Genomic DNA, 24,165 nt, shown 5'->3' with positions numbered 1-24,165 from the left:
GCTTATTTTATTTTATGCTCTATAAACGGATAATCTTTTTGTTCGTAAACAGCGTCGTACATTACGTTTTTCTCAGGGTATGGTGATTCGTCAGCGAATTTCTCACATTCATTAACCAACTCTTTAACACGTTTGTCTATGGCTTTAAGATCCTCTTTTGTAGCATATTCGTTTTCTAGAATACTATCTTTTACTTGCGTAATAGGGTCTATTTTCTTGTACTCTGCTACTTCGTCTTTAGTTCTATAATGTTGTGCATCACTCATAGAGTGTCCTCTAAATCTATAGGTTTTAAGCTCTAAAAATGTTGGTCCGTCACCACGACGTGCTCTTGCAATAGCTTCGTCGAATGCTTCGGCTACTTTTACAGGATTCATTCCATCTACTGGTCCACAAGGCATCTCGTAACCTAATCCTAATTTCCAAATATCGGTATGGTTAGCGGTACGTTCTACAGATGTTCCCATCGCGTAACCATTATTTTCGCAAACGAAAACAACAGGTAACTTCCATAACATTGCCAAGTTGAATGTTTCATGTAGTGATCCCTGACGTGCTGCGCCATCTCCAAAACAACAAAGTGTAACGGCATCTCTATCGTGGTATTTATCTCCAAAAGCAATACCTGCTCCTAAAGGAATTTGACCACCAACAATACCGTGTCCACCATAAAAACGGTGTTCTTTAGAAAAAATATGCATAGAACCTCCCAAGCCTTGAGATGTTCCTGTTGCTTTTCCGTACAATTCTGCCATAACACGTTTAGGGTCTACACCCATACCAATAGGTTGAACGTGGTTACGGTAGGCAGTAATCATTCTATCTTTCGATAAATCCATAGCATGTAGCGCTCCTGCTAGCACTGCTTCTTGACCATTATATAAGTGAAGAAATCCTCTTACTTTTTGTTGTATGTAGACCGCAGCTAGTTTGTCTTCAAACTTTCTCCAGAAATACATATCTTCATACCATTTAAGGTAAACTTCTTTTGTTATTTTTTGCATTTGGAAACGTTATTTTTAATAAACGAATAGCAAAAGTAATACATTAGTCACTAATGAAAAAACTGTAAAACGGAAAATGTTACGAAATCGTTATAGAGCGGCTTTATCGAAAAGCAAAGGCAATAAATTTGCTAGAGAATTAGAGACTGCAACAGCACCTGTTTCACCCATAAAATAAATTTTTATTGGCACTTCTTGTTTTACTTCGTACTCCGCAATAGCCTGTCTACAAGCACCACATGGTGGGATTGGGGCTGTTGTTTTATTAATTTGTGACGCTGCGGTAACTGCCATTCTTACAATTTGAGCCTTAGGATATTTTGCGCCCGCATAATAAATAGCGGTTCGCTCTGCACATAAGCCCGAAGGGTACGACGCATTTTCTTGATTGCTACCCGTTATTACTTCGCCATTATCTAACAATAAAGCGGCACCAACATAAAACTTAGAGTACGGCGCATACGCTTTGTCTCTTGCTTCAACGGCCTGCTCCATTAAATCCTGCACCTCTTTATCTAGTTCGCTTAACGCATCGTAGACGTATAATGTGGTTTCTATTTTTAATTCTTTCATAACTTATCTTATTGCTATTATAAAAAGTGGTGTTAGACAAAAAAACTATTGCTTTTACACAATAGTTTTTTTCTGTTTTAACGATTCTTTCTTAATACTCGGTATATGAACCTTCTCCTAAATTAAATGTTAGAGAGAATCGCAATGTGCTTTCTAACGGACTTGGCACTTTAGACGCCGAAAATAAGTATGATAAATCTACATTAATAACATTGTACTTAAACCCTGCTCCCAATGCAAAAAACTTACGCGCTCCTTTACTTTCGTTTTCATTAAAATAACCCAATCTAAACGCAAACGCATCTTGGTACATATACTCGGCTCCTAAGGCATAAGTAAATTCTTTTAACTCTTCGCTGACCCCTCCCGGAGCATCACCAAACGATTGAAAAACACCAGAAATAAAACTAACATCTGGATCTTTACCGTCTATAATATAACTGGTATCTCTGTCTACAAACTCATCGCCGTTTTCGGGATCGTAAACACCATTATTGTTATTATCTACATATTCTGTTTGTGTACCATACACTGGAGGTGTTGGCACTAAAAGTTTAGAAACCTCTACAGTAACACCTAATGTATTGTATTGATCGAATATAAAATCGAAACCACCTCCTAAACGCAAGTTTGTTGGTTGAAAGTTTTCTTGACCACCTTCGTCGTATTTAAATTTTGGTCCTAAGTTTTGGATGGCAAAACCACCTCTCCAGCGCCCGTTAAAATCGTTATACGCTTCTTCTTCACTCTGGTAAAACCCTGTAATATCTACGCCAACAGTACTTGCTGGTTTAATATCATTTCCTCCAGTGTTTAATTTTAAATCCGATCTTAAATAACGCATAGCAACCGCCATAGCAAATTGATCGCTTAAACGTAAAGTATATGAGACATCTAAAGCTAGTTCGTTCGGTTTTTGAACTAACGCCTCTTGATCTGCAGTTTCTCGAAACTCTATCTCACCTAAACTAAAGTATGTTAAACTCGCTCCAAAAGCGCTTTGTTCGTTTAACCTATTAAAATAAGATACATAACCGACACCTATATCATTAACTAACTTACTTAAATACGGTGTATAACTTAAAGAAATTCCAGATTTTGCTGTCGAGAATACATATTTAGCGGGATTCCATTTCTGAGAATACGCATCTACAGATGTCGCTACTCCCATATCTCCCATAGCCGCTGCTCTTGCATCTGGCGCGATTAATAAAAAGGGCATACCTGTAGTTATCACCCGTGAATCGGGGTTTGGTGTTACTTCGAATGAGTTCTGCGCACTTAATTGAAAAGAGGCAGTAAGCAACGCAGCTAATGCTATTATTTTATTCTTCATATATAATTTTTATTAGACAAATATAATTTATTATTAGAGGATTACAAGTTTCTCTATTTTTTCGACGGTATCGTTAGTTAATGTCGATTGTACTTTCAATTTATAAACATAGGTTCCTTTTCCTATTTTATCGCCAAAATCGTCCCTTCCGTCCCACACAATATCGCGAGACGTTGAGGTCGTTATTTTAGAACCCGCCCCTGAGGTTTGACCATTAATTGTTCTTACTATTTTTCCAGAAATAGTAAAAATTTGAACAGAAATATTTAATATTTCTGAACTGTTATGATTAAACCAAAACTCGGTATAATTTACAAAGGGGTTAGGATAATTTAAGACTCTATCTATTACTAAACCATTATCTTGATCGTAAACGACAAACTGTATTTCGGCAATCGAGGAATTATTATACACATCCCAAGCTTTTAAAGTTAACGTATGTAATCCAGGTTTTAAATCTCTAAATGGAAAACTTAATCCTCCGCGCGTATAGTCGTCTAATTCTGTAACATAATAGTTATTTAAAACAAATGGATTGACTTCGTCGCCATCAATAGTAGCCACGATATCGTGCCCAATTCCGCTGGCGGTATTTATACCGTTTTCATCTTGAAGTTTTACTAATAATGTTGGTGACTCGTTGGTAATTCCGCCGGAAGCAAAGTTTTCATCATTGAGATATAAATTTATAACGGGCCCTATATTATCTTCTGGCGCGTTCTCGTTAATGCCCCCTATTTGTAAATTGGTTGTTGTTGCACCCGATTGATCGGACAATGGTGTTTCTCGATACGCATAAAAGCTCACTTTACCGTACCCAACAGGAATACCTATATCTTTTGGTACAATAAAATCGAACTCAAACTGACCATTAGTAACTGTAGCTAAACCTCTAAAAATAACCTCGCCTAATGTTTTATAATTTAAGATTATAAGTTGTCCACCTTGCGTCGTATTATCGTTTCCTAGTGTTTCGCGGTCTATAGGTTTATCGTAAATTGTTGTGATTACTTTACCATTATAATTAGTAAGTACGTTTCCTGCTAAATCGGTTACTTCTCCTGCTAATTTCGCATAACTTAGAGCCTCTAAAACCTCGGTGTTTTGAGCCACTGGAGCATCGTTAATTTTTGTAAGTCTAACATTTGGCTCTGGAAAGGCTAATTTTAAGGCCGGATCACCAATATAAAAAACTAAGTGTTTTTGACCAATGCCAGAAATGGAGGGATCACTTTTAGTAAGCCTTAGAGCTTCAGCCATCGATGGGTATTCATAATCGCCATAGGTATCTAAATCACTAAATGAAAACAAATACTCTTCTAACTTTACATTAAAAGTAACTCCAACACCTAGAAAAATCTGACGTGTCGTTGTTATTAAACTCACGGCACCTCCAGAGGTATTCCAGTAAATTAATTCTCCAGCGGTTTCGCGCAACGGGTTATCGAATCGTGTATACTCGCAGGTTACGGTAACAAAACAATTTAATTTGCATTCGTTACGCAATGCTTGAGCATCGGTTTTTTCAAAAATTCTTTCTTTTGCTAATCCATCTTCCCCACCGTGACCAAAATAATTAACGACCAACGCGCCGTTTTCTATAGCATTTGCAATAGCGGTGGTTACCTCTGGATAACGGTCTCCTCCTACCGACGATTCTTGTTTATACGAATCGGTGTGGATTTTAACGACATTTATAAAAGGTTTGTTTTCTGAAATTAAATCACCAATATTATCGGTTGTTTCTTGCAAGCTAGATTCGTAAGATTCGTCAACATCATCGGAAATTACGACGACATTATTTCTCCAACTTCCGTACGCCTCTTTTGTGTAATAGCTTTCTACTTTATCTACTAATTCTTTAGCACGTTGCGGGGAGTCGGCTAACATACGACCTATAGCTATATCTAATTTATCACTTATATATAACTCTCCTTCTTCGGGATCCATCATCCCATAAAAATCGTCTGTTACAAAAGAATTGATTAAATTAAAACTACTATAAGCGTGCCACGAAGGAACGTAATAGGTGTTTTCGGCAATCCTTCCTTTATAGTCAAAAGAACTATCTCCAAACAAACACAAATATTTCAGTCGTTTATCTGGTGTACTGGCATTATCGTAAACATATTTCACCAAGTTTCTAATGGCTGAAATGTCTTTATTTCCTGTACTGAATTCAGAATATATCGTTTCTAAACTAACTACTTTTACATTTAAATTATTTCTAGTTCTATTTATTTGCGCTAAGCGTTCTGCCTGATTATAATTTCCATTTGGCGTGACAATTATATAATCTATATCTTGAAAATCTCCTTGACTATTTTTAAATATTTGTCCTTTTATATCTTGGTTTTGAACTAAAGAGTTAGCAGCTAGTACAGGTGTGTAGAATCCCGAATTTGAAATAGCAACATACTCTCTAACTGTTCCTAAAGCCGATTTAAAATTGATATTAGAGTTCCCGAAATTTTGTTTTGTTCTTACATTATTAGCATCGGTAACCTCCCAAATTTCTTTTACGTTAGCACTATTCGACACAACATATTCCCCAATTCCAGTAGTTTGTGCTGTTGCATTCTTTTTAAAACGCATTTGACTTCCTGTAAAGTTTAAAGCGCGAGTGGCCTCTAATGCAATGTAATCTAAATAGCCCACCGCTCCTGGATTACCTTCCTTGTTATATGTTATTTGAATAGCGACAGCATCGGAAGTAGAATTCACATCCTCTTCAAGTGAAGCTTCACTAACATAATTTGGAGTGGTAACGCCCGGTAATATCATCGTCGAAACATCGGTACCGTTCAATTTAACCGTCATAGTAGACGTGTTTGCAGACGTAGAAACGCCAATCACCTTTACTTTAACAGGTTGGGACGTTACTAAATTAGGAAAGTTAAAATTGAAGGTTTTAGTAGTTTCTACATCAAATTTATCTCCAAACCAACGACGACCTACAAAAGCGAGATTAAATTCATCTACTTCGTGAAATTTATAATCATCGAAACTCGTAATCACTACATCTGAAGCGCCTACAGGCTCGATAAGCGATTGCATACGTTTTCCTAAACCAGAACTTATACTTATATAATAATACGCTAAATTACTATACGGATTTAAATTTGTATTCACTCTCGTATCCTTTACTATCCCGGTGGGGCCAACACCATAAAACAAAATATAATCGCTATCGTGAAATACACCGTCACTTTCACCAACAATTGTTATGGCATTTTCAATAGGGTCTATAGGATAATTAATATCATTTTTATAAGGTATCATTTGTCCACCATTACCAAATATTTTAATCTGTCTAGGATCGATAGTATTGGTATTGATTCCCATTTGATTTAAAAAATTCTTAGATATTTTAAATACACCCGTTTTATCGACCGCGAATTTATACCAAGCCCCCGACCTTAAAACGGAATTTGAGACACTTTGATTTGCTGAAAAATTTGCCACCCCCATTCTACTAGCCGTATTAAATTGCAAAGTAAAAGCAGCCACTTTATTATAACCTCCAGTTTGCGATTTTACTATCGCCGAAGCATTAAGCATTACATACTTTTTATTTCTACCTGTCGAGTTTTTAACTGAAAATTTAAAGGCGTCTGGAATACTTTTTAAATTGACTCCCTTTAATTCTGAAATAGAAATAGGACTGTATTTGATAGCACTTACAGAAACCGAGTTTTCATTAATTGAAGAACTTACTTCCCATTGAGACACTATTTTTAATCCCGCATCAACGTCATAACTATACTGTTCTTTAGGAGTGAAAACGGGTACTTGTACACGATAACCATCCGTAGTCATCAATGTCGTGCCATTCCAATCTAAATTAAACTTTTTTTGCTGAGAAAACAAAGCGGTGCAAGCCAATAGAGTAAAAACAAATAAAATCTTTTTCATTGACTAAATAACGTTATTATAACCTTGTTAGTATTGGTTTCTTAAAAATTTCTTAAAAACATAGCAAAACTACAATAATAAATTATAAAGTCTCCCGTTATAGTATTCCAATATGGCGCTTTAAAAAGAGGTTTTAAAATCGACATACTGTAAATAAAGAGGTCAAAGTGAATATAAATTTTATTCAAATTTTATAAAATTAGTTGTAGAGTTATGTAGAATTGTTATATTGCGTCTCTTAAAAAAAACTTAATTATCTTACTTAAACGTATGAATATGAAAAAAGTACTTATATCAAGGTTATTAGTGATCTTAGCGATATCTTTAACTTTGGTTGGCTGTAAAAGATCGGGAGGTTCTAACACATCTAGAGCTACTGGTTGGCAAATTAACGCTAAAGAAGGTGGATTTCAATACAATACACAATACAAGGGACAAGAGAATGCCCCAGGTTTAGTTTTTGTAGAAGGAGGAACATTTACAATGGGTAGAGTTCAAGATGATGTTATGCACGATTGGAACAATACACCAAATCAACAACACGTAATGTCTTTTTATATGGACGAAACTGAGGTAACCAATAAAATGTACATGGAGTACCTTGATTGGGTTAAAACAGTATTCCCACCGGAAGAAGAAAATTTTAGAAAAATCTACGAAGGTGTTGTTCCAGATACCTTAGTATGGAGAAATAGATTGGGTTACAACGAAGTTATGACAAACAATTACTTACGTCACCCAGGCTATGGTGAGTACCCTGTTGTTGGTGTTAGCTGGATGCAAGCTGTAGAATTCGCTAAATGGAGAACAGACCGTGTTAACGAATTAAAATTGCAAAAAGAGGGTTACTTAAAACAAGGAAGCCAATACGAAGCTACCGCAGATGCTAACTTTAACACAGAAACTTATATTAACGCTCCTACACAATCTTTTGGTGGAAACGAAGAGATTTTAAAAGGTGGAAAAATAAAACCACAAGTAGATGCGGAAGGAAACGAATCTGGTGTTTATGCTTCTAGAGAAACGGGTGTTATTTCTCCAAAATACAGACTTCCAACTGAAGTTGAATGGGAATATGCTGCTTTAGGTTTATCTGAATTAAGAAGTTACAACACATATAGAGGTAGAAAAAAATATCCTTGGGACGGACAATATACTCGTTCAGGATCTCGTAAAGTAAGAGGAGATCAATTAGCTAACTTTAAGCAAGGTAAAGGGGATTACGGTGGTATCGCTGGATGGTCTGACGATGGTGCTGATATTACTGCTCAAGTAAAATCATTCAAACCAAACGATAATGGACTATATGATATGGCTGGAAACGTTGCAGAATGGGTTGCAGATGTTTATAGACCAATTGTAGATGATGAGTTTAATGACTTTAATTACTACCGTGGAAATGTCTATACTAAAAACGCTATTGGAGAAGACGGTACAGTGAAAATTGTAACGACAGACGAGATTGTATATGATACGCTTCCAGATGGAAAAGTAATCGCTAGAGATTTACCAGGAGCAATTGCGCAAGTGCCAGTAGATGAAAACGAAACGTACTTACGTACTAACTTTGACACTAGTGATAACAGGAATTTTAGAGATGGTGACGTCGCTTCTTCTCGTGATTACGATCAAGGTTTTTATGACGATGTAGAAGGTGAAGATGCTTCTGTAACAGGAAAAATGTATAACGCTCCAAAACATAATGTTGAAGTAGATTCTGCTGGAACATTAATTAGAGAATACGATAAGTCAAGTAGAAGAACATCTCTTGTAAACGACGAAGCTCGTGTTTATAAAGGTGGGTCTTGGAAAGACAGAGCATACTGGTTAGATCCAGCACAAAGACGCTATTTCCCACAAAATATGGCAACAGACTATATTGGGTTTAGATGTGCAATGTCTAGAGTAGGTTCAAAATCGAAAAGTTCTAGAAAAACAAAAAACTAATTTATATAAAATATATATTTTAAAAAGTCCTGACATTTGTTGGGACTTTTTTTATACTTTTATTTTATGAAAATAAATTTACTTCACGCCCTGTTTTTAGAGTGCGATAACGTCTCTACAGACACTAGAAAAGTTGCCAAGAATGATATGTTTTTTGCTTTAAAAGGCGACCATTTTAATGGCAATACATTTGCACATAAGGCACTAGAAAATGGAGCGAGTTATGTTATTGTTGATGACGCAGAATACCAAACTTCAGAAAACATAATACTGGTTAATAATGTGCTTGAAACGCTACAAGAATTAGCCACATTTCATCGTTCGGCCTTAAATATTCCCATTATAGCATTAACTGGTAGTAATGGTAAAACAACGACCAAGGAGCTTATTAATGCTGCACTTTCTCAAAAATATTGCACGACGGCAACCGTTGGTAATTTAAACAACCATATTGGCGTACCACTTACCCTATTGTCTATGACAAAACATACCGAAATTGGTATTGTAGAAATGGGTGCAAATCACTTGGAAGAAATTTCCTTTTTATGTCGCATCGCAAAGCCAGATTACGGCTACATTACTAATTTTGGAAAGGCGCACCTAGAAGGATTCGGAAGTATTGAGGGTGTTATTAAGGGTAAAACAGAATTATACCGATATCTTGAGAAGAACAATAAACTCATTTTTGTTAATACAAACGATACGCTTCAAATAAAACATAGTAGTAACATAAAAATCTTTAGTTTTGGAACCGAAAATAACGCTGATGTTAGAGTACTCTTAGAGGCTGCAGCTCCTTTTATAGCCGTAAATTTTAAAAATGAAAAGTTAATAACACAACTAATAGGGGCTTATAATTTCAATAATATTTCCGCGGCAATTTGCATTGCAACGTTTTTTAAAGTAAGCAATGCTGCCATTAAAAAAGGATTAGAACGGTATGTCCCTGCCAACAACCGCTCGCAAATTATAAACAAAAGCGGCGCTAAAATTATTTTAGATGCTTACAACGCAAACCCTACGAGTATGACGGCTGCTTTAGAAAGTTTGAGCACTCTAAATGGCGCATCAAAAATAGCTGTTTTGGGAGATATGTTTGAGCTTGGTCATGAAGCCAAAACAGAGCATAACGCTATTGCAGCTTTAGCCTCTAATCTAAACATAGATGAAGTATTACTTGTAGGCGAAAACTTCTATATCACGAACGTCCACTCTAATAAAATTAAACGCTACCGTACGTTTGAGGATTTTAAAAATAATTTTGACTTTAGTAGTATTAAGAACACTACTCTTCTAATTAAGGGATCTCGCGGGATGGCTTTGGAACGCGTATTAAACCTGCTGTAAAAATGGACCTAACACGTTTATTTTTCACCATTTCCAGCAATGCTTTTCAATAAACCTTTACTAAGATTTAGCCATATAAAATTAAATACAGATTTGGTTTTATTTCGCACTACCTCCGCGCTGGCTTCTCTAAAATTATCGCTCTTATCTTGACTGTCTTTAGACACAAATAGATTAGCCACGGTAGACAGTACCCAGTTCTTCTTATTTCCTTGTTTATTAAGTACGCTAATCTCAAAATTTTCATATTTCACTTTTAAGTCAACACTGGAAGTCGTTCTATTACCATCAATAGTATAATAGATTTTATCGGTTTGTCCTCTTAAACGCATCTTTAAATTAGGTTCCGTAAATGTATTCAAGCGATCGGCTTGCAGCTCCCCAATTTGCATTGAGAAAACAAAATCGTCATTAGGGTTATTGACATCAAAATCCCACTGACTTTTGAAAGGTGCATTCTCCATAAAAGAACCTTCAATTTCCAATTTAGTATGCTCAGGCGCCTTATAAGTATTGCTAACGTTAGCTATTTTTACATTAAGTTGATTCAAATAAATGGAACCACCATTATTTTCTGGTTTCACTTTCTCTGTATATTCGATCGAAGCATTATTGATTACCACGGAATCGACAGTTAATTGAAACGGTAATTCTCGTAACGATTGGCTGTACAATTTTTTAATAGTTACATCATCAGCGACCAATTTATCTCTAAACATTTTTAAGTCAGGAGTGTCAATCGTAACATACGCGCTAGATAAAAAAAGCATTCTATCCTCAAAACCGAACGCAATGGCATCAACCGTCAGTTTTTTGGCTTCTAAATCGAAGTGATCCCGCTCAGTTGTAATTTTCTGTGATAGCTCATTTTTTGAATATTTTGTTTTCAGTTTAATAGTGTTGAAAACTGCTTTTTTAGCATCCAAATTAAAGTCGGTTACCGTAAGATTTTCAAAAGCATTTGTTTTTACAAATATAGAATCGGCACTTGCTTTATACTTTTTAAATTCTACTGGCAATCGACGGTTAATAATGTCTTTATCAATCGTTATATCATTGATAGTTACCGCGCTGTTTTCGACATACACTACTAGCGAATCTTTTTCGTTATCGTAAATATAAAGCAGCGCATTATTAATACTCAATGCATCCACACGAATGGGTTTATATAGCTTTATAGACCCTGACGTTACAGCAGCGTCTTGCTTTCTATGGACCCTGTGCGTGTAATACGACATAGTAGGAGAATTTATTTTTATATCCTCAATATGAATTTCAGAATGCATTAAATAATCCCAATAAGACACATTTTCTACAATCAACTTAGCTACCGAGACTTTTGTGTGTACCACACTATCCGTTTTATTGCCGAGCATAATAGTTAACTCATTCACCGTTATTGTGCCCCCCAAAGTATTTAAAGAAATACTTTCATAATCTTGGGTGATATGATTGGGCAGCCTAGAAGTTAAAAACTTCTCAAATTTATTCTTAACGAGTATATTAGTTATTACAACTACCCCTAGAAACAATAAAATTACAGCCGAAACAGAATAGGAGGCGATTAAAACTGCTTTTTTCATAGGTGAGATCTAATCTAAAAGGATGGTTATGCTTGTACTAATTATATATTTAAAAGTGGAAATATACCCTTCGGAATGGCTTTTATTTTAAGCTCATTTACTGCTTTTTCGATCACATTATTCTTAATTAATTTAGTAGTATGTACTATAAATTCTTTTGGATACACTTCTTTAATTAAAACCACGTCTTTTACCCCGTCAATTTTTTCGACAATAGACTTTAACTCTTCCATTTCGGCTTCGCTACTTGCATTTGTGGTAAAAATTCTTCCGTGATTCCCTGGTATTACGTTTTCTGTTATAACAGTCATAGTCTTATTTTTTTAGTTGTTTTATTTGTGATAAACGGAATAGATACGACTCCTTTTTATTAAGGAATAAACAAAAGCGCTACAATTAATGACTTAAAGTATCAATGATGAGATTAAATACTCCTTAAAAATTGCCCCACTCGTTTTATATATTCTGTACACCTAAAGTTCGACAGAAAAAATGATATATAAAAAGAATATCTACTAATTAAGTGTTAAGATTTAAAACAAAAAAAATCCCAAAAGATAGAAATCCTTTGGGATTATAGTGGGCGATAAGGGATTCGAACCCCTGACCCCTTGGGTGTAAACCAAGTGCTCTGAACCAACTGAGCTAATCGCCCTACTAATAGGGAGTGCAAATATACACTAGTTTTTTAATTTGTCAAAGCTTTAATAGAAGTGTTATTCATTATTTCTAATAACTCTAAACACTCATATGTTAGCTAAAAAACTCAAAACGTGTTTGAGATTCTGTGGGCGATAAGGGATTCGAACCCCTGACCCCTTGGGTGTAAACCAAGTGCTCTGAACCAACTGAGCTAATCGCCCTATTTATTAGGTGTGCAAATATACATTAGTTTTTGAATTTCGCAAAGGTTTCAAAGAAAATAATTAAATTATTTCGGCGACCACAAACGTACTACCACCAACGTATATAACATCCGTTGTATCGGCATTTTGTAAAGCCGTTATATAGGCCTCATTTACAGAATTATAAGATTCTCCTTTGCATCCGTGCGCATTTAAATCGATTTTCAAATCTTTAGCATTATAGCCTCTAGGAATATTAGGTTTACAAAAATAATAGGTCGCTTGTTTAGGTAATAAATCTACAATAGTACTTAAATCTTTATCATTTACAACACCAAAAACAATATGCATTGCGTTGTGAGGCTCTTCTAAAAGCTGTGTTATTGTGTATGTTAAACCTGCTGTGTTATGTGCAGTATCGCAAATAACTTTAGGCTGTAATTGCAAAATTTGCCAGCGCCCTAATAAGCCTGTATTTTTTACCACACTTAATAAGCCTTGGTTTAAAGCTCCTTCTGAAATATGAAATCCCTTATTTTGTAACTGTTTTACACATTCTACAACCGTTTTTATGTTTTTTACTTGATAGCTACCCATTAAATCACTTCGATACGTTTTAGTTTTAAATGAATCAGCAAAGGTGATGCTTGCTTGTTGCTCTTCAGCGATAGCTTTAAAAACAGCCTTTATTTCGTCTTGAGTCTCTCCTATAACTACGGGAGTATTTTGTTTTATAATACCACCTTTTTCTTTTGCAATAGCGTGTAAAGAGTTCCCCAAAAACTGCGTATGATCTAAACCGATATTTGTAATAACGCTGAGCTCTGGCGAAATAATGTTAGTAGAATCTAATCGGCCTCCCAAGCCCACTTCAATAATAGCGATATCGACGTCTTTTTCGGCAAAATATTGAAAGGCTAAACCGACAGTCATTTCAAAAAACGACAATGCGTTACTCTCAAAAAACGACGTGTTTCTATCTACAAATTGAACCACATAATCTTCATCGATTTCTTTACCGTTAATCTTTATGCGCTCTCGAAAATCTTTAAGGTGGGGCGAGGTATACAAACCTACTTTATAACCCGCTTCTTGCAAAACAGAGGCGAGCATATGGCTTGTAGACCCCTTGCCATTTGTACCTGCTATATGAACAGTCTTAAAATGATCTTCTGGATTATCTAAATGATTTGCTAAAAGTAACGTGTTAGATAAATCTATTTTATAAGCCGATTTACCTTGATTTTGATACATTGGTAATCGAGAGAATAACCAATTAATAGTATCTTGATATGTCATTATTATTGACCGAGTTTAAAATTGATACTTACAAAACCAACTTGACGCGTTGGTGCTTTAGCATCGGGTTTCCATTTATGCGATACTGCAATTTTTCTAGCCGGTTCTAACAAGCAAGGCGCTGTATTTTCTGTTCCTTTTACTCCAGCTTCTGCCTTAACAACTTGTCCGTTTTGGTTTACCTCTATTCTTACCACTACCAAACCAGACTCGTTACAATCTTGTTTAAACACTTTATTAGTGGGGCTACCTCTACCTTTTAAACCATAACCTACACCTCCGCTTCCAGTGCCCGGATCTCCAAAATAACTCGTTGCATACGGACTTCCGTTTAATTGTCCTTTATCTCCTGCTTGATTATCGGTGCCTTCGCTACCAGAGCTTTCACCATCGGAATTATTTAATCCGCCCATCATAGCATCCAATTTCGCTTTTTTATCAGCTTCTTCTTTTTTCTTTTTCGCTTCGGCTGCTGCTTTGGCTTTGGCTAGTTTATCCGCTTCGGCTTTTGCCTTTGCTTCGGCTGTGGCCTTTGCCTTTTTTGCAGTTTCTTCTTTTTTAATAGCTGCTGCAGCTTCTGTCTCTTGCGTTAAAACATCTTCTTTTAAGGCTTCTGAGGCGGCTTGAGTAGGCTCCTCTACTTTTTCTGAAGTTGTAGGTTGTGCTTGTACTTCTTCTGGTGGTTTATTGATATTAAGGTCTTTCGACTTTACCGGTTTGTCTGGCTGTATAGTACCACTCCCAACATTAGAATTTCCGAAATTTACCGCCACACCATATTCTTCTGGAGGGTCCATATAAGGGGGGCCCACCACAAATAGTAGCAATAGCAAAATAAGCACGATAAGTGCCGTTATTTTTGCAGAATTACGTTCGTGTTTAGTGTTAAGATATTTCATTTATTGCACTGATTTCACCGCTAATGTTGACTTTATTTTATTTCTATTCGCAATGTCCATAATATAAACCACGTGTTTCATTTCGACATCTTGGTCTGATCTAATAGTAATTGTTGGAGTGTCTGACTGCCCTAATTTCGCTAACACTTCAGCCTCTAAACTACTTTTTGGTACCTGCTTCATATCTACAAAATACTCTTTGTTTTTATTTACCGAAACAGAAACATTTTTAGTCTGAGTTGTTTTGCTCGTAGACTGTGGTAGCAATAAATCGATGGCTTCAGCTGACACTAAAGTTGATGCTATCATAAAAAAGATAAGTAACAAGAATACAATATCGGTCATTGACGACATATTAAATTCTGGTGTTATTTTATTTCTTCCGCGTAAATTCATAGTAACTATTTTTTAGATTAAACTTCTGTAATTGTAAATATCATTTTACGTTTACATTGGCTCGTTTAGAAGGTCTAAAAACTCTAATGAATGTGCTTCCATTTGGTACACTACTTTATCAGTTTTTACCACTAAATGGTTGTACGCGATATAAGCAACAATACCAACAATTAAACCACCAACGGTCGTTGTCATTGCTGTATATAATCCGTCGGCTAACGTTTTAATATCGATAGAACCACCTGCATTTGCTATTTCGAATATAGATAAAATCATACCGATAACTGTACCAAGAAACCCAATCATAGGTGCGGCTCCAGAAATTGTTGCCAATACGCTTACGTTTTTTTCTAGACTGTAAATTTCTAAACGTCCAGCATTTTCTATCGCAGTATTAATATCTTCTAAGGGCTTCCCTATTCTAGAAATACCTTTACTAATTAAGCGTGATACTGGCGTGTTTTTTTGCGCACATAAGTTTTGAGCTGAATCGATTTTGCCATTCGTGACATAATCTTTTATCTGATTCATAAAGTTTGCATCCTTTTTAGACGCTTCTTTAATGGCCAGAATACGTTCGAAATAAATGTATAATGCCACAATTAATAAAACAAATAGTAAAGCTATAATTATAATTCCAGCCGTCCCTCCTGTTGTTATTAGTTCTATTATAGATAGTGTTTTTTCTACTGGTTCACCATCGGCTAGCGCTGTTGCATCTTGCGCCGTTTCTTGTATTAATGTGCTTAGCATATTTTATTTTTTATTACTAATATAGTATAACGTTATTTTTAAGTTTAGCGTATGTTAAAACAATGTTCTTGTATAAAAGAAAACTGCTGTTCCGGCTAAAAAGCCTATTAATGCTAACCAAGATATTTTTTTAAAGTACCAGAAAAAGTCAATTTTCTCCATTCCCATTGCTACTACACCCGCTGCAGAGCCTATAATTAACATACTTCCACCAGTTCCAGCAGAAAATGCTATAAAGTGCCAAAGTTCATTATCCATAGGTTCAGAGAACATTCCTAAACTGGCCGCTACTAACGGTACGTTGTCAATTACTGCAGATCCTAATCCTAATAAGATAACTACTAAATCTGATACGCCTGAATGGTGTAATTCTGTACCTAACATTGGTACTGATTCTTTTAAGGACGACGCAAAACCAAATAGTGTTCCTATAGATTCTAAAGCAGCAACCGCCATTAAAATTCCTAAGAAAAATAAGATACTTGGTAATTCGATTTTTGATAATGAATAATGCACAGGACTGTGTTCGGCATGTGCATCACTTATCTCTGAGTCTGTACTCGTTAAACTAAATTTAGAAAAACTAAAGTACTCAGCAAAAACGGCTACAATCCCCAAAGACAACATCATCCCTACATACGGTGGTAAATGCGTTACCATTTTAAAAATTGGCACAAAAATAATGGCACCTAATCCTAAATAAAGCATTGTACCACTAAATCTGCTTTTGGGCTTTGTTACTACACCCCCATCTTCTTCGAGGTTCCCTTTAAAAGCGGGCATAAAAGAAGCGATAAATGTTGGTAATACCATACAAACTAAAGAAGGTAACAATAAATAACCAAATAAATGATCAGTACTTACCTTTTTACCTATCCATAACATAGTAGTTGTAACGTCTCCAATAGGAGAGAACGCCCCACCAGCATTGGCTGCGATTATAATTAAACCTGCATACCAAATACGCACATCTCTATTACTAACAATTTTCTGTAAAATTGAAATTAAAACAATAGTTGCCGTAAGGTTATCAATTATAGCAGATAAACAAAACGCTAAAATGGTGAATATCCATAAAATTTTGCTTTTCTTTTTTGTTCTTATAAAGTTCTTAATCGTTGAAAAACCATCGAAATAATCAATTATTTCTACAATCGTCATTGCACCTAAAAGAAACACTAAAATTTCGGCCGTTTTACCTAAATGATGCAATAATGTTTCTTCCATTAAATGCATTCTTTCGTCGTGGCCCAATGCTGGAAAATTGTCGACTAAGGCATGCTTTGCGGAATCAAACCAGATAGGAAAAGTATCGATTCCTAACGAAATCAATGCCCAACTTATAGCCATCATAACTAAGGCCGGAATTAATTTATCAATTTTCAAAGTGTGTTCTAGAGTAATTCCTAAATACCCAAGTACGAAGACTAAAATTATTATAGTTTCCATTTCTTTTTACAGTGATTGTTTGTTAAGGGATTGTTTTTACACTAATTGCTTTAAAGCTATTTCGAAAGCTGTTTTGCTAATTTCTTTAGGATTTGGATTTCTCTCGTGGACATCTTGAATTGCTTTTTTTATTGTATTCGAAATATCATTAAAAATCGCTTCGTCAGTTACTTCTACATTTGTCTGCATAAAATAAGCAAATACACGTGCCATACCACAGTTAGAGATAAAATCTGGTATTAAACTTACGCGCTCGTCCGAATACTCCATAATAGATCCAAAAAAGATTTCTTTATCAGCGAAAGGTACATTTGCCCCGCAAGAGATAACTTCTAATCCTGAAGCAATCATTTTTGAAATTTGATCCTGCGTAATTAAACGAGAGGCTGCACAGGGTGCAAAAATCTCGGTTTCTAAAGACCAAATACGACTGTTCATTTCTTCAAATGAGATCATATTATCTGTTTTTAGTGTGTTACCATCTTTAGTTAGGAAGAGCTCTTTTATCTCTTCAAAAGTAAATCCTTCTTCATTAATAACGCCTCCAGAAATGTCTATAATACCAACAATTTTAGCTCCCATTTGTGCTAAGTAATATGCTGCTGCCGACCCTACATTACCAAAACCTTGAACAATCGCTCGTTTTCCTTTAACACTTCCTCCAAAGGCATCGTAATAATGTTTTACCGTTTCTGCTACGCCATAACCGGTAACCATATCGGCTATTAAATATTTTTTAGTAATATCTGGCGAATATTTCGCGTCTTCAATAACTTTAATTACACCGTGTCTTAGCTGACCAATTATATTTATTTTTTCAGATTCAGAAGGTTTAAAATGCCCGCTAAAAACGCCCTCTTGTGGATGCCATATTCCACAAGCCTCCGTCATTGGGATAACCTCGTGAATTTCGTCTACATTTAAATCTCCACCTGTGCCATAATAGCTTTTTAATAATGGCGTCACCGCTTTAAACCAACGCTCTAAAACACCTTTCTTTCTAGGATCTTTAGGGTCGAAATTAATTCCAGATTTAGCACCTCCAATAGCTGGGCCAGAAACTGTAAACTTTACTTCCATCGTTTTAGCTAGAGATAACACTTCGTTAATATCTAACCCTTTGCGCATTCTTGTTCCGCCACCAGCGGCTCCACCTCTTAACGAGTTTATTACCGTCCAACCTTCAGCTTCCGTTTCTGAATCTTTCCAATTAAAAATTATTTCAGGCTCTTTATTCTCGTATTTCTTAAGTAAATCTTTCATTTATTTTTTAAGTTGTATGGTCGTTTTCTATTTTAAAATTATTAATCTGTAATTCTCTTTAATCCAGATATTATTGTTTGCTTTTTTTGTTTCTAAAAATAATTGCAACAAATATAAAAAAACAATGAATGGCTTTAATTGGAAAGTCCTTTTAATTGTAAATATTTCTAAGAAATTCCTTAGCATATCTGTTGGTTTTGTGGTGTATATATTTTCCCGGAGGAATGGTCTCTCCCTGCTCCTGTTACTGATTTTAGACAATTAATCTCGTTTCTTAATCGTAAAACGCCTAAAAACCCAAAAATAAGCGCCTCTTTAAACTCGATGATTTTTGGTTCTGGCACTGTTATTTTTGTAGCACTTAGGTGCTCAATTCTAGAAAGGAGGTAGGTATTATAGACACCGCCACCCGTTATTAAAACCGAAGGCGTCTTTGTAGTATTAATTACTCTTGAAATTTGTATGGCGATATGCTCGACCATCGTTTTTAAAATATCCTTTATCGGTAGATTAAACGAATCAATTAATGGATAAATATTAGCTTCCGTCCACTCTACACCCAACGACTTAGGGTACGTTTGCGCATAAAACTCCAAAGCATTTAATTGTTTCAAGAGCGTTTCGTTTAGAGTTCCTGATTGTGCTATTTTGCCGGCATTATCAAAATCGCGACCTAACGTTCTAACATATTCGTTTAAAACGTTGTTTGCTGGACAAATATCAAAAGCAATTCTTTCCTTTTCTATCGTCGTAGACACGTTTGCAAAGCCGCCCAAATTAATACAATAATCGTATTCTGAAAATAGAAGTTTATCACCTATCGGAACTAATGGCGCACCTTGACCTCCCAACTGAACATCTTGAATTCTAAAATCGCATACCACAATGCTGTCTAAAATATCTGATATGCATTCTAAATTTCCAATTTGGTAAGTTACCCCGTTTAAAGGTTGATGTAAAGCGGTATGACCGTGAGAACAAACAGCATCTATTTGTGTAATATTATGCCTAGTTATAAATTGTTTAATTGTTTGTGCTAAAAAAGCAGAATATTCAATATCCAACTGATCTAATTCTGCTAATGTTTTGTGTGTTACTGTTTTTAATTTATCAAACCACACTTTAGAATACGCAATTGTCTGCGATGTATTAATAGTAAATCGCCAAACGATCCCTTTAATAAAGGTTATATGTGCTAAATCTACGCCGTCTAATGAGGTACCAGACATCACACCAATAACGCTATACTTCTCTTTTATCATATTCCGTAAAATTAGTAATATCTATTGAATAAAAAATAATTATACGCTATATTTGCAGTCTTTATTTATCACATTAATAATAATTTACAATATGAATTTTAGTCTTACAGAAGAACATATAATGATTCGTGACGCAGCACGAGATTTTGCTCAAAACGAATTACTTCCAGGAGTTATAGAAAGAGATAATAAACAAGAGTTTCCTGATGAATTAGTAAAGAAAATGGGGGCGCTTGGTTTTTTAGGAATTATGGTAGACCCAAAATATGGAGGAAGTGGTATGGATGCGATTTCTTATGTATTAATCATGGAAGAGCTTTCTAAAATTGATGCTTCTGCTTCTGTAATTGTATCCGTAAATAACTCATTAGTATGTTACGGTTTAGAATATTATGCTAACCAAGAACAAAAAGATAAATATTTAACAAAACTAGCCACTGGAGAATTTCTAGGAGCATTTTGTTTAAGTGAACCTGAAGCGGGAAGCGATGCGACTTCGCAACAAACTACAGCAATAGATAAGGGAGATCACTACGTTTTAAACGGGACTAAAAACTGGATTACAAGTGGTGGTAGAGCCGACGTGTATTTAGTAATCGCGCAAACAGATAGAGACAAAGGACACCACGGAATTAACGCTTTCATTGTTGATAAAGGTTTAGAAGGTTTCCACGTAGGACCAAAAGAAGATAAATTAGGAATTAGAGGAAGTGACACACACACACTACAGTTTAACGATGTAAAAGTTCCCAAAGAAAATAGAATTGGAGTTGATGGTTTTGGGTTTAAATTTGCTATGAAAACATTATCTGGCGGAAGAATCGGTATTGCGGCGCAAGCTTTAGGTATTGCTTCGGGAGCTTACGAATTAGCTTTAAAATATTCTAAAGAACGTAAATCATTTGGAACAGAAATCTGTAATCATCAAGCTATCGCTTTTAAATTAGCAGATATGTATACAGAAATTGAAGCTGCAAGACTGTTAGTAATGAAAGCAGCTTGGGACAAGGATCAAGGTAATAATTACGACATGTCTAGCGCAATGGCTAAGTTATACGCCAGTAAAGTGGCAATGGAACAAACCGTAGAAGCTGTGCAAATACACGGTGGAAATGGTTTCGTAAAAGACTACCACGTAGAGCGTTTAATGCGTGATGCTAAAATAACTCAGATTTATGAAGGAACTTCTGAAATTCAGAAAATTGTTATTTCGAGAGGCGTTATCAACGGGTAAAAACGTTATGGATATAATTAGAAAGCTTCAAAAGAAATTTTGAAGCTTTTTTTATGCCTTTTATTCTTTTTTTAATTCATCAACAACCAACCGCAATTCACCATAAGAGAATTTATGATTTAACTGCTGTTTTAAATCTGAAAGATTCTCGAATGTTTTTGTGGGAATAAGAGTTTGTAATTTTTTATAATGTGATGTCGTCATAACATCGGAAACACTGATTTCTCCAGAAGAAATAAAACTTGCTAAATGTCCAAATACCGTGTTTACATTTAGTTCGCGCTCTAAAGCTATTTGATTGATAGATTTCCCCGATTGAAATAACTCTAAAGAAACCGTCTTAGTTTCTCCTTTCTTTAATTTAATTGTGTCGTCTTCAATTAAGGAAGCATCGCTGGTCATTTCAATATCATTTTCTTCACAAAAGGTTTTAATGACAGCAATAATCGCGGAGCCATATTTATCAACTCGTGTTTTCCCCATACCTTCAATGTCCTTCAATGCAACTAAAGTAGTTGGTAACGTTTCACACATTGCATATAATGATTTTTGTGAAAATACTTGAAAATGGATCAAATCGTTTCGTTGGGCTATTTGATTACGTAACAGTCGTAATTCTTCAAATAGTTCGACGTTAACCGTACCATCTATAATTGTTTTACGCTCTTTTTTTGGTGCACTTTTTTGTAAAAACACGGCTTTCAATCGCAACTTTAAAAAATCAACTGTAGTAAATTTCGTACTAAGTTCCTTAAAATATAAAGTCTTAACCGCTAGTAATTCCTCCAAAACATCTAAATTTTTATTAATATCCTGTTCCACAGTTTTATTATCTGTTGTAAAAGAAACGGTTCTTAAGGGTGCTTGAAGAAGTATTTCTGTTTGTTCTTTAAAATACTGAATGGCTTTAGTAAAACGTTCTTGAATATCTTTATTATTTTCGGGCGTGGCATCTTCCTTCTGAAGTCTTTGTAATTGTGCTTTAAAGGCGGTGCTAATTTTTACTAATTGTGTACTGTTATTTTTAAGACCTATTAAACCTGTTTCGATATCCCCTTCAATTCGTGTTTTATTTTTATAATAAATATCTAGTAAGCGATTAATAGGAAAAAGAAAGTTATAAAAGTAAAATACCTCTGAAATTAAATCTAATTGATATTGAGATTTCGATTGTTGAAGAATTGTGGAATCGGGAGAATTTTCTTCGGCGCTCTTATTAAAAGAGATCACATTATGATCACTAATAATCTGTTTCGATTCAATTTTGCTTTTTAAAACCAAGCCTTCCAAAGTTTTACATCTACTAAGAGCGACATAGGTTTGGCCATGAGCAAAAGCATCTTCCGCATCAATAATTGCTTTCTCAAATGTTAATCCCTGACTTTTATGTATGGTTATAGACCACGCTAAACGTAACGGAATTTGAGAAAAGCTCCCTATTTTGTCCTCAGAAATTGCTTTGGTTTCAGCATCTAAGTTATATTTAATATTCTCCCAAGTCTCTAAACTAGTTTCAATATCGTCGGTATCGTCTGGACAGCGCACGGTCACTTTACTCTTGTTTAGAGCTACGACTTGCCCTATTTTACCATTAAAATACCTTTTTTCAACGGTACTATCATTTTTAATAAACATCACTTGTGCCCCAACTTTAAGTTTTAACACCAATTCGTTAGGGTAAGAATGTTCGGGGAAATTACCGGTGACTATTGCATCATACTTAATAGATTTCCCTTTTAATTCCTTTAATTTACTTTGGTTCGTCTCATTAGCTTTACTATTATGGGTCGTTAAGGAAATATAACCTTCTTCGGTTTCAGGTCTAAAATCAGGATTGAAGCGCTTATTTAATTCTTTAGCTGACGATTCGCTCAACTTATTATTTCTAATCTCGTTAAGAATAGTGATAAACAGCGGATTTTCTTGTCGGTATATATGTTTTAATTCTACAGTAATAGGGTTACACTCGCGAAAAGAACGACTACTAAAAAAAAATGCGTTTTTATAAAAGGGTTGTAACAATCGCCAATCGTTATCTTTTACCACAGGAGAGAGTTGCTGCAAATCGCCAATCATTAATAATTGCACGCCACCAAAGACCTCATTTTTATTTTTAAAGCGTCTAAGTGTTTTATCAATACCATCTAGTAAATCGGCACGAACCATACTTATCTCGTCAATAACCAATACATCTAAAGACTTAATGATATTAATTTTAGTTTTACTAAATTTTCTATTGAATTGCGCTGAGCCCGCTAAATCAGCATCTGGTAAAATTGGGCCAAAGGGCAATTGAAAAAAAGAATGAATTGTAACTCCTTTCGCGTTGATAGCCGCTACTCCAGTGGGCGCAACAATTACCATCCGTTTATTAGACTCCTGTTTTATTTTATGAAGAAATGTAGTTTTACCGGTTCCTGCCTTTCCAGTTAAAAAAAGTGTTCTGTTGGTATGCGTTACAAAATCCCAAGCTAAATCTAATTCTTTATTGTCTGCCATAAATTTAAAAACATTAAGGGTGAAATATAATAAAATTTAAAACACAAAACTTGATATTTTTTAAAGTTGAAGAATTAAATTAACTGATTATAGTGTAAAATAGCACGTATATTAGTATACCTATTACATAGTAAGCATTGTGGGATATTTCATTGGGTATTCGAAGGACGGTTTACGAGAGTTTATGGTATAAAAAAACCCTTCATATTTCTATGAAGGGTTCTTTAAAAAAGGCGACGACCTACTCTCCCACGAATGTAGTACCATCGGCGCAATTGGGCTTAACTTCTCTGTTCGGAATGGAAAGAGGTGAGCCCCAACGCTATAATCACCTTAAACTTGCGGTGTATGTAGAACATCTCTACTTGACCGTATAAAATAACATATTGAAAAAAGCACGCTTAGCGTGAAAATACAGAAAAAATATAATAGTAATGTGTACTTAGTAAAAAAACAGGCGTACAATAAGCCTATGGGTTATTAGTATCACTCGGCTATGACATTACTGCCTTTACACCTATGACCTATCAACGTGGTAATCTCCCACGACCCTTTAAAGAA

17 protein-coding genes, 2 tRNA genes and 2 rRNA genes are annotated in these 24,165 nt (G+C 35.2%); 3 read left to right on the top strand and 18 right to left on the bottom strand.

Annotated features, from left to right (window positions below; translation table 11 throughout):
* Positions 1-2: 2 nt before the first annotated feature.
* The 4 genes from pdhA to porU all read right to left on the bottom strand — a co-directional run bounded on the left by pdhA (position 3) and on the right by porU (position 6,828).
* Positions 3-1,004 (bottom strand): pyruvate dehydrogenase (acetyl-transferring) E1 component subunit alpha, encoded by a 1,002-nt coding sequence (pdhA, locus tag ES677_RS03190; RefSeq protein WP_148380416.1) that lies wholly within the window; start codon positions 1,002-1,004, stop codon positions 3-5.
* A 90-nt stretch (positions 1,005-1,094) separates the two neighbouring features.
* Positions 1,095-1,577, bottom strand: coding sequence for a cytidine deaminase (gene cdd, locus ES677_RS03185; protein WP_148369590.1), 483 nt, complete (start codon positions 1,575-1,577; stop codon positions 1,095-1,097).
* A gap of 91 nt (positions 1,578-1,668) precedes the next feature.
* Entirely contained in the window at positions 1,669-2,913 is a 1,245-nt protein-coding gene (porV, locus tag ES677_RS03180; protein WP_148380415.1) for a type IX secretion system outer membrane channel protein PorV, read from the bottom strand.
* A gap of 33 nt (positions 2,914-2,946) precedes the next feature.
* Complete coding sequence (gene porU / locus ES677_RS03175; RefSeq protein WP_148380414.1) at positions 2,947-6,828, bottom strand: type IX secretion system sortase PorU; 3,882 nt, start codon at positions 6,826-6,828, stop codon at positions 2,947-2,949.
* A 270-nt stretch (positions 6,829-7,098) separates the two neighbouring features.
* Between porU and gldJ the strand changes: the two genes are divergently transcribed.
* Positions 7,099-8,775 (top strand): gliding motility lipoprotein GldJ, encoded by a 1,677-nt coding sequence (gene gldJ / locus ES677_RS03170; protein ID WP_211357857.1) that lies wholly within the window; start codon positions 7,099-7,101, stop codon positions 8,773-8,775.
* 66 nt (positions 8,776-8,841) lie between these two features.
* Positions 8,842-10,122 (top strand): UDP-N-acetylmuramoyl-tripeptide--D-alanyl-D-alanine ligase, encoded by a 1,281-nt coding sequence (locus tag ES677_RS03165; RefSeq protein ID WP_148380413.1) that lies wholly within the window; start codon positions 8,842-8,844, stop codon positions 10,120-10,122.
* A gap of 17 nt (positions 10,123-10,139) precedes the next feature.
* Here the strand turns inward: ES677_RS03165 and ES677_RS03160 are convergent, their stop codons facing one another.
* The 11 genes from ES677_RS03160 to ES677_RS03110 all read right to left on the bottom strand — a co-directional run bounded on the left by ES677_RS03160 (position 10,140) and on the right by ES677_RS03110 (position 19,871).
* Complete coding sequence (locus ES677_RS03160) at positions 10,140-11,705, bottom strand: hypothetical protein (RefSeq protein WP_148380412.1); 1,566 nt, start codon at positions 11,703-11,705, stop codon at positions 10,140-10,142.
* A 41-nt stretch (positions 11,706-11,746) separates the two neighbouring features.
* Positions 11,747-12,016 (bottom strand): heavy-metal-associated domain-containing protein, encoded by a 270-nt coding sequence (locus ES677_RS03155; protein WP_148380411.1) that lies wholly within the window; start codon positions 12,014-12,016, stop codon positions 11,747-11,749.
* A 269-nt stretch (positions 12,017-12,285) separates the two neighbouring features.
* Positions 12,286-12,360, bottom strand: a tRNA-Val gene (locus ES677_RS03150).
* Positions 12,361-12,493: 133 nt separating this feature from the next.
* Positions 12,494-12,568, bottom strand: a tRNA-Val gene (locus tag ES677_RS03145).
* Between the two features lie 63 nt (positions 12,569-12,631).
* Entirely contained in the window at positions 12,632-13,849 is a 1,218-nt protein-coding gene (locus ES677_RS03140; protein WP_148380410.1) for a bifunctional folylpolyglutamate synthase/dihydrofolate synthase, read from the bottom strand.
* A 2-nt stretch (positions 13,850-13,851) separates the two neighbouring features.
* Positions 13,852-14,748 (bottom strand): energy transducer TonB, encoded by an 897-nt coding sequence (locus ES677_RS03135; protein WP_148380409.1) that lies wholly within the window; start codon positions 14,746-14,748, stop codon positions 13,852-13,854.
* Entirely contained in the window at positions 14,749-15,144 is a 396-nt protein-coding gene (locus ES677_RS03130) for an ExbD/TolR family protein (RefSeq protein WP_148369581.1), read from the bottom strand.
* A 51-nt stretch (positions 15,145-15,195) separates the two neighbouring features.
* Entirely contained in the window at positions 15,196-15,897 is a 702-nt protein-coding gene (locus tag ES677_RS03125) for a MotA/TolQ/ExbB proton channel family protein (protein WP_148369580.1), read from the bottom strand.
* A gap of 54 nt (positions 15,898-15,951) precedes the next feature.
* The gene (gene nhaD / locus ES677_RS03120) at positions 15,952-17,346 is read right to left on the bottom strand and encodes a sodium:proton antiporter NhaD (RefSeq protein WP_148369579.1); all 1,395 of its coding nucleotides are present in this window, start codon (positions 17,344-17,346) and stop codon (positions 15,952-15,954) included.
* Between the two features lie 36 nt (positions 17,347-17,382).
* Positions 17,383-18,609 carry a Glu/Leu/Phe/Val dehydrogenase dimerization domain-containing protein gene (locus tag ES677_RS03115; RefSeq protein ID WP_148369578.1) on the bottom strand — a complete coding sequence of 409 codons (1,227 nt, stop codon included), beginning with the start codon at positions 18,607-18,609 and terminating at the stop codon, positions 17,383-17,385.
* A 179-nt stretch (positions 18,610-18,788) separates the two neighbouring features.
* Positions 18,789-19,871 carry an anhydro-N-acetylmuramic acid kinase gene (locus ES677_RS03110; protein ID WP_148369577.1) on the bottom strand — a complete coding sequence of 361 codons (1,083 nt, stop codon included), beginning with the start codon at positions 19,869-19,871 and terminating at the stop codon, positions 18,789-18,791.
* 91 nt (positions 19,872-19,962) lie between these two features.
* Here ES677_RS03110 and ES677_RS03105 point away from each other — a divergent pair, with 91 nt between their 5' ends.
* A complete protein-coding gene (locus ES677_RS03105) occupies positions 19,963-21,105 on the top strand; it encodes an acyl-CoA dehydrogenase (RefSeq protein ID WP_148369576.1) in 1,143 nt (380 codons plus the stop codon).
* Between the two features lie 60 nt (positions 21,106-21,165).
* On the opposite strand, the gene ES677_RS03100 is transcribed toward ES677_RS03105, so the two are convergent.
* The 3 genes from ES677_RS03100 to ES677_RS03090 all read right to left on the bottom strand — a co-directional run.
* Positions 21,166-23,604 (bottom strand): helix-turn-helix domain-containing protein, encoded by a 2,439-nt coding sequence (locus ES677_RS03100; RefSeq protein WP_148380408.1) that lies wholly within the window; start codon positions 23,602-23,604, stop codon positions 21,166-21,168.
* A gap of 228 nt (positions 23,605-23,832) precedes the next feature.
* Positions 23,833-23,940: ribosomal RNA gene (gene rrf, locus ES677_RS03095) — 5S ribosomal RNA — on the bottom strand.
* 124 nt (positions 23,941-24,064) lie between these two features.
* Positions 24,065-24,165, bottom strand: a 23S ribosomal RNA gene (locus ES677_RS03090); the annotation flags it as partial.

This window comes from Bizionia gelidisalsuginis, assembly GCF_008086185.1.
In the GTDB taxonomy this organism is placed as follows: domain Bacteria; phylum Bacteroidota; class Bacteroidia; order Flavobacteriales; family Flavobacteriaceae; genus Bizionia; species Bizionia saleffrena.
This window is presented reverse-complemented; position numbering and strand designations above follow the sequence as displayed.

Bases quoted from the DNA above. Each gene is read 5' to 3' on its own strand.
- pdhA (WP_148380416.1), bottom strand. From the start codon at position 1,004: ATGCAAAAAATAACAAAAGAAGTTTACCTTAAATGGTATGAAGATATG.
- cdd (WP_148369590.1), bottom strand. From the start codon at position 1,577: ATGAAAGAATTAAAAATAGAAACCACATTATACGTCTACGATGCGTTA.
- porV (WP_148380415.1), bottom strand. From the start codon at position 2,913: ATGAAGAATAAAATAATAGCATTAGCTGCGTTGCTTACTGCCTCTTTT.
- porU (WP_148380414.1), bottom strand. From the start codon at position 6,828: ATGAAAAAGATTTTATTTGTTTTTACTCTATTGGCTTGCACCGCTTTG.
- gldJ (WP_211357857.1), top strand. From the start codon at position 7,099: ATGAATATGAAAAAAGTACTTATATCAAGGTTATTAGTGATCTTAGCG.
- ES677_RS03165 (WP_148380413.1), top strand. From the start codon at position 8,842: ATGAAAATAAATTTACTTCACGCCCTGTTTTTAGAGTGCGATAACGTC.
- ES677_RS03160 (WP_148380412.1), bottom strand. From the start codon at position 11,705: ATGAAAAAAGCAGTTTTAATCGCCTCCTATTCTGTTTCGGCTGTAATT.
- ES677_RS03155 (WP_148380411.1), bottom strand. From the start codon at position 12,016: ATGACTGTTATAACAGAAAACGTAATACCAGGGAATCACGGAAGAATT.
- ES677_RS03140 (WP_148380410.1), bottom strand. From the start codon at position 13,849: ATGACATATCAAGATACTATTAATTGGTTATTCTCTCGATTACCAATG.
- ES677_RS03135 (WP_148380409.1), bottom strand. From the start codon at position 14,748: ATGAAATATCTTAACACTAAACACGAACGTAATTCTGCAAAAATAACG.
- ES677_RS03130 (WP_148369581.1), bottom strand. From the start codon at position 15,144: ATGAATTTACGCGGAAGAAATAAAATAACACCAGAATTTAATATGTCG.
- ES677_RS03125 (WP_148369580.1), bottom strand. From the start codon at position 15,897: ATGCTAAGCACATTAATACAAGAAACGGCGCAAGATGCAACAGCGCTA.
- nhaD (WP_148369579.1), bottom strand. From the start codon at position 17,346: ATGGAAACTATAATAATTTTAGTCTTCGTACTTGGGTATTTAGGAATT.
- ES677_RS03115 (WP_148369578.1), bottom strand. From the start codon at position 18,609: ATGAAAGATTTACTTAAGAAATACGAGAATAAAGAGCCTGAAATAATT.
- ES677_RS03110 (WP_148369577.1), bottom strand. From the start codon at position 19,871: ATGATAAAAGAGAAGTATAGCGTTATTGGTGTGATGTCTGGTACCTCA.
- ES677_RS03105 (WP_148369576.1), top strand. From the start codon at position 19,963: ATGAATTTTAGTCTTACAGAAGAACATATAATGATTCGTGACGCAGCA.
- ES677_RS03100 (WP_148380408.1), bottom strand. From the start codon at position 23,604: ATGGCAGACAATAAAGAATTAGATTTAGCTTGGGATTTTGTAACGCAT.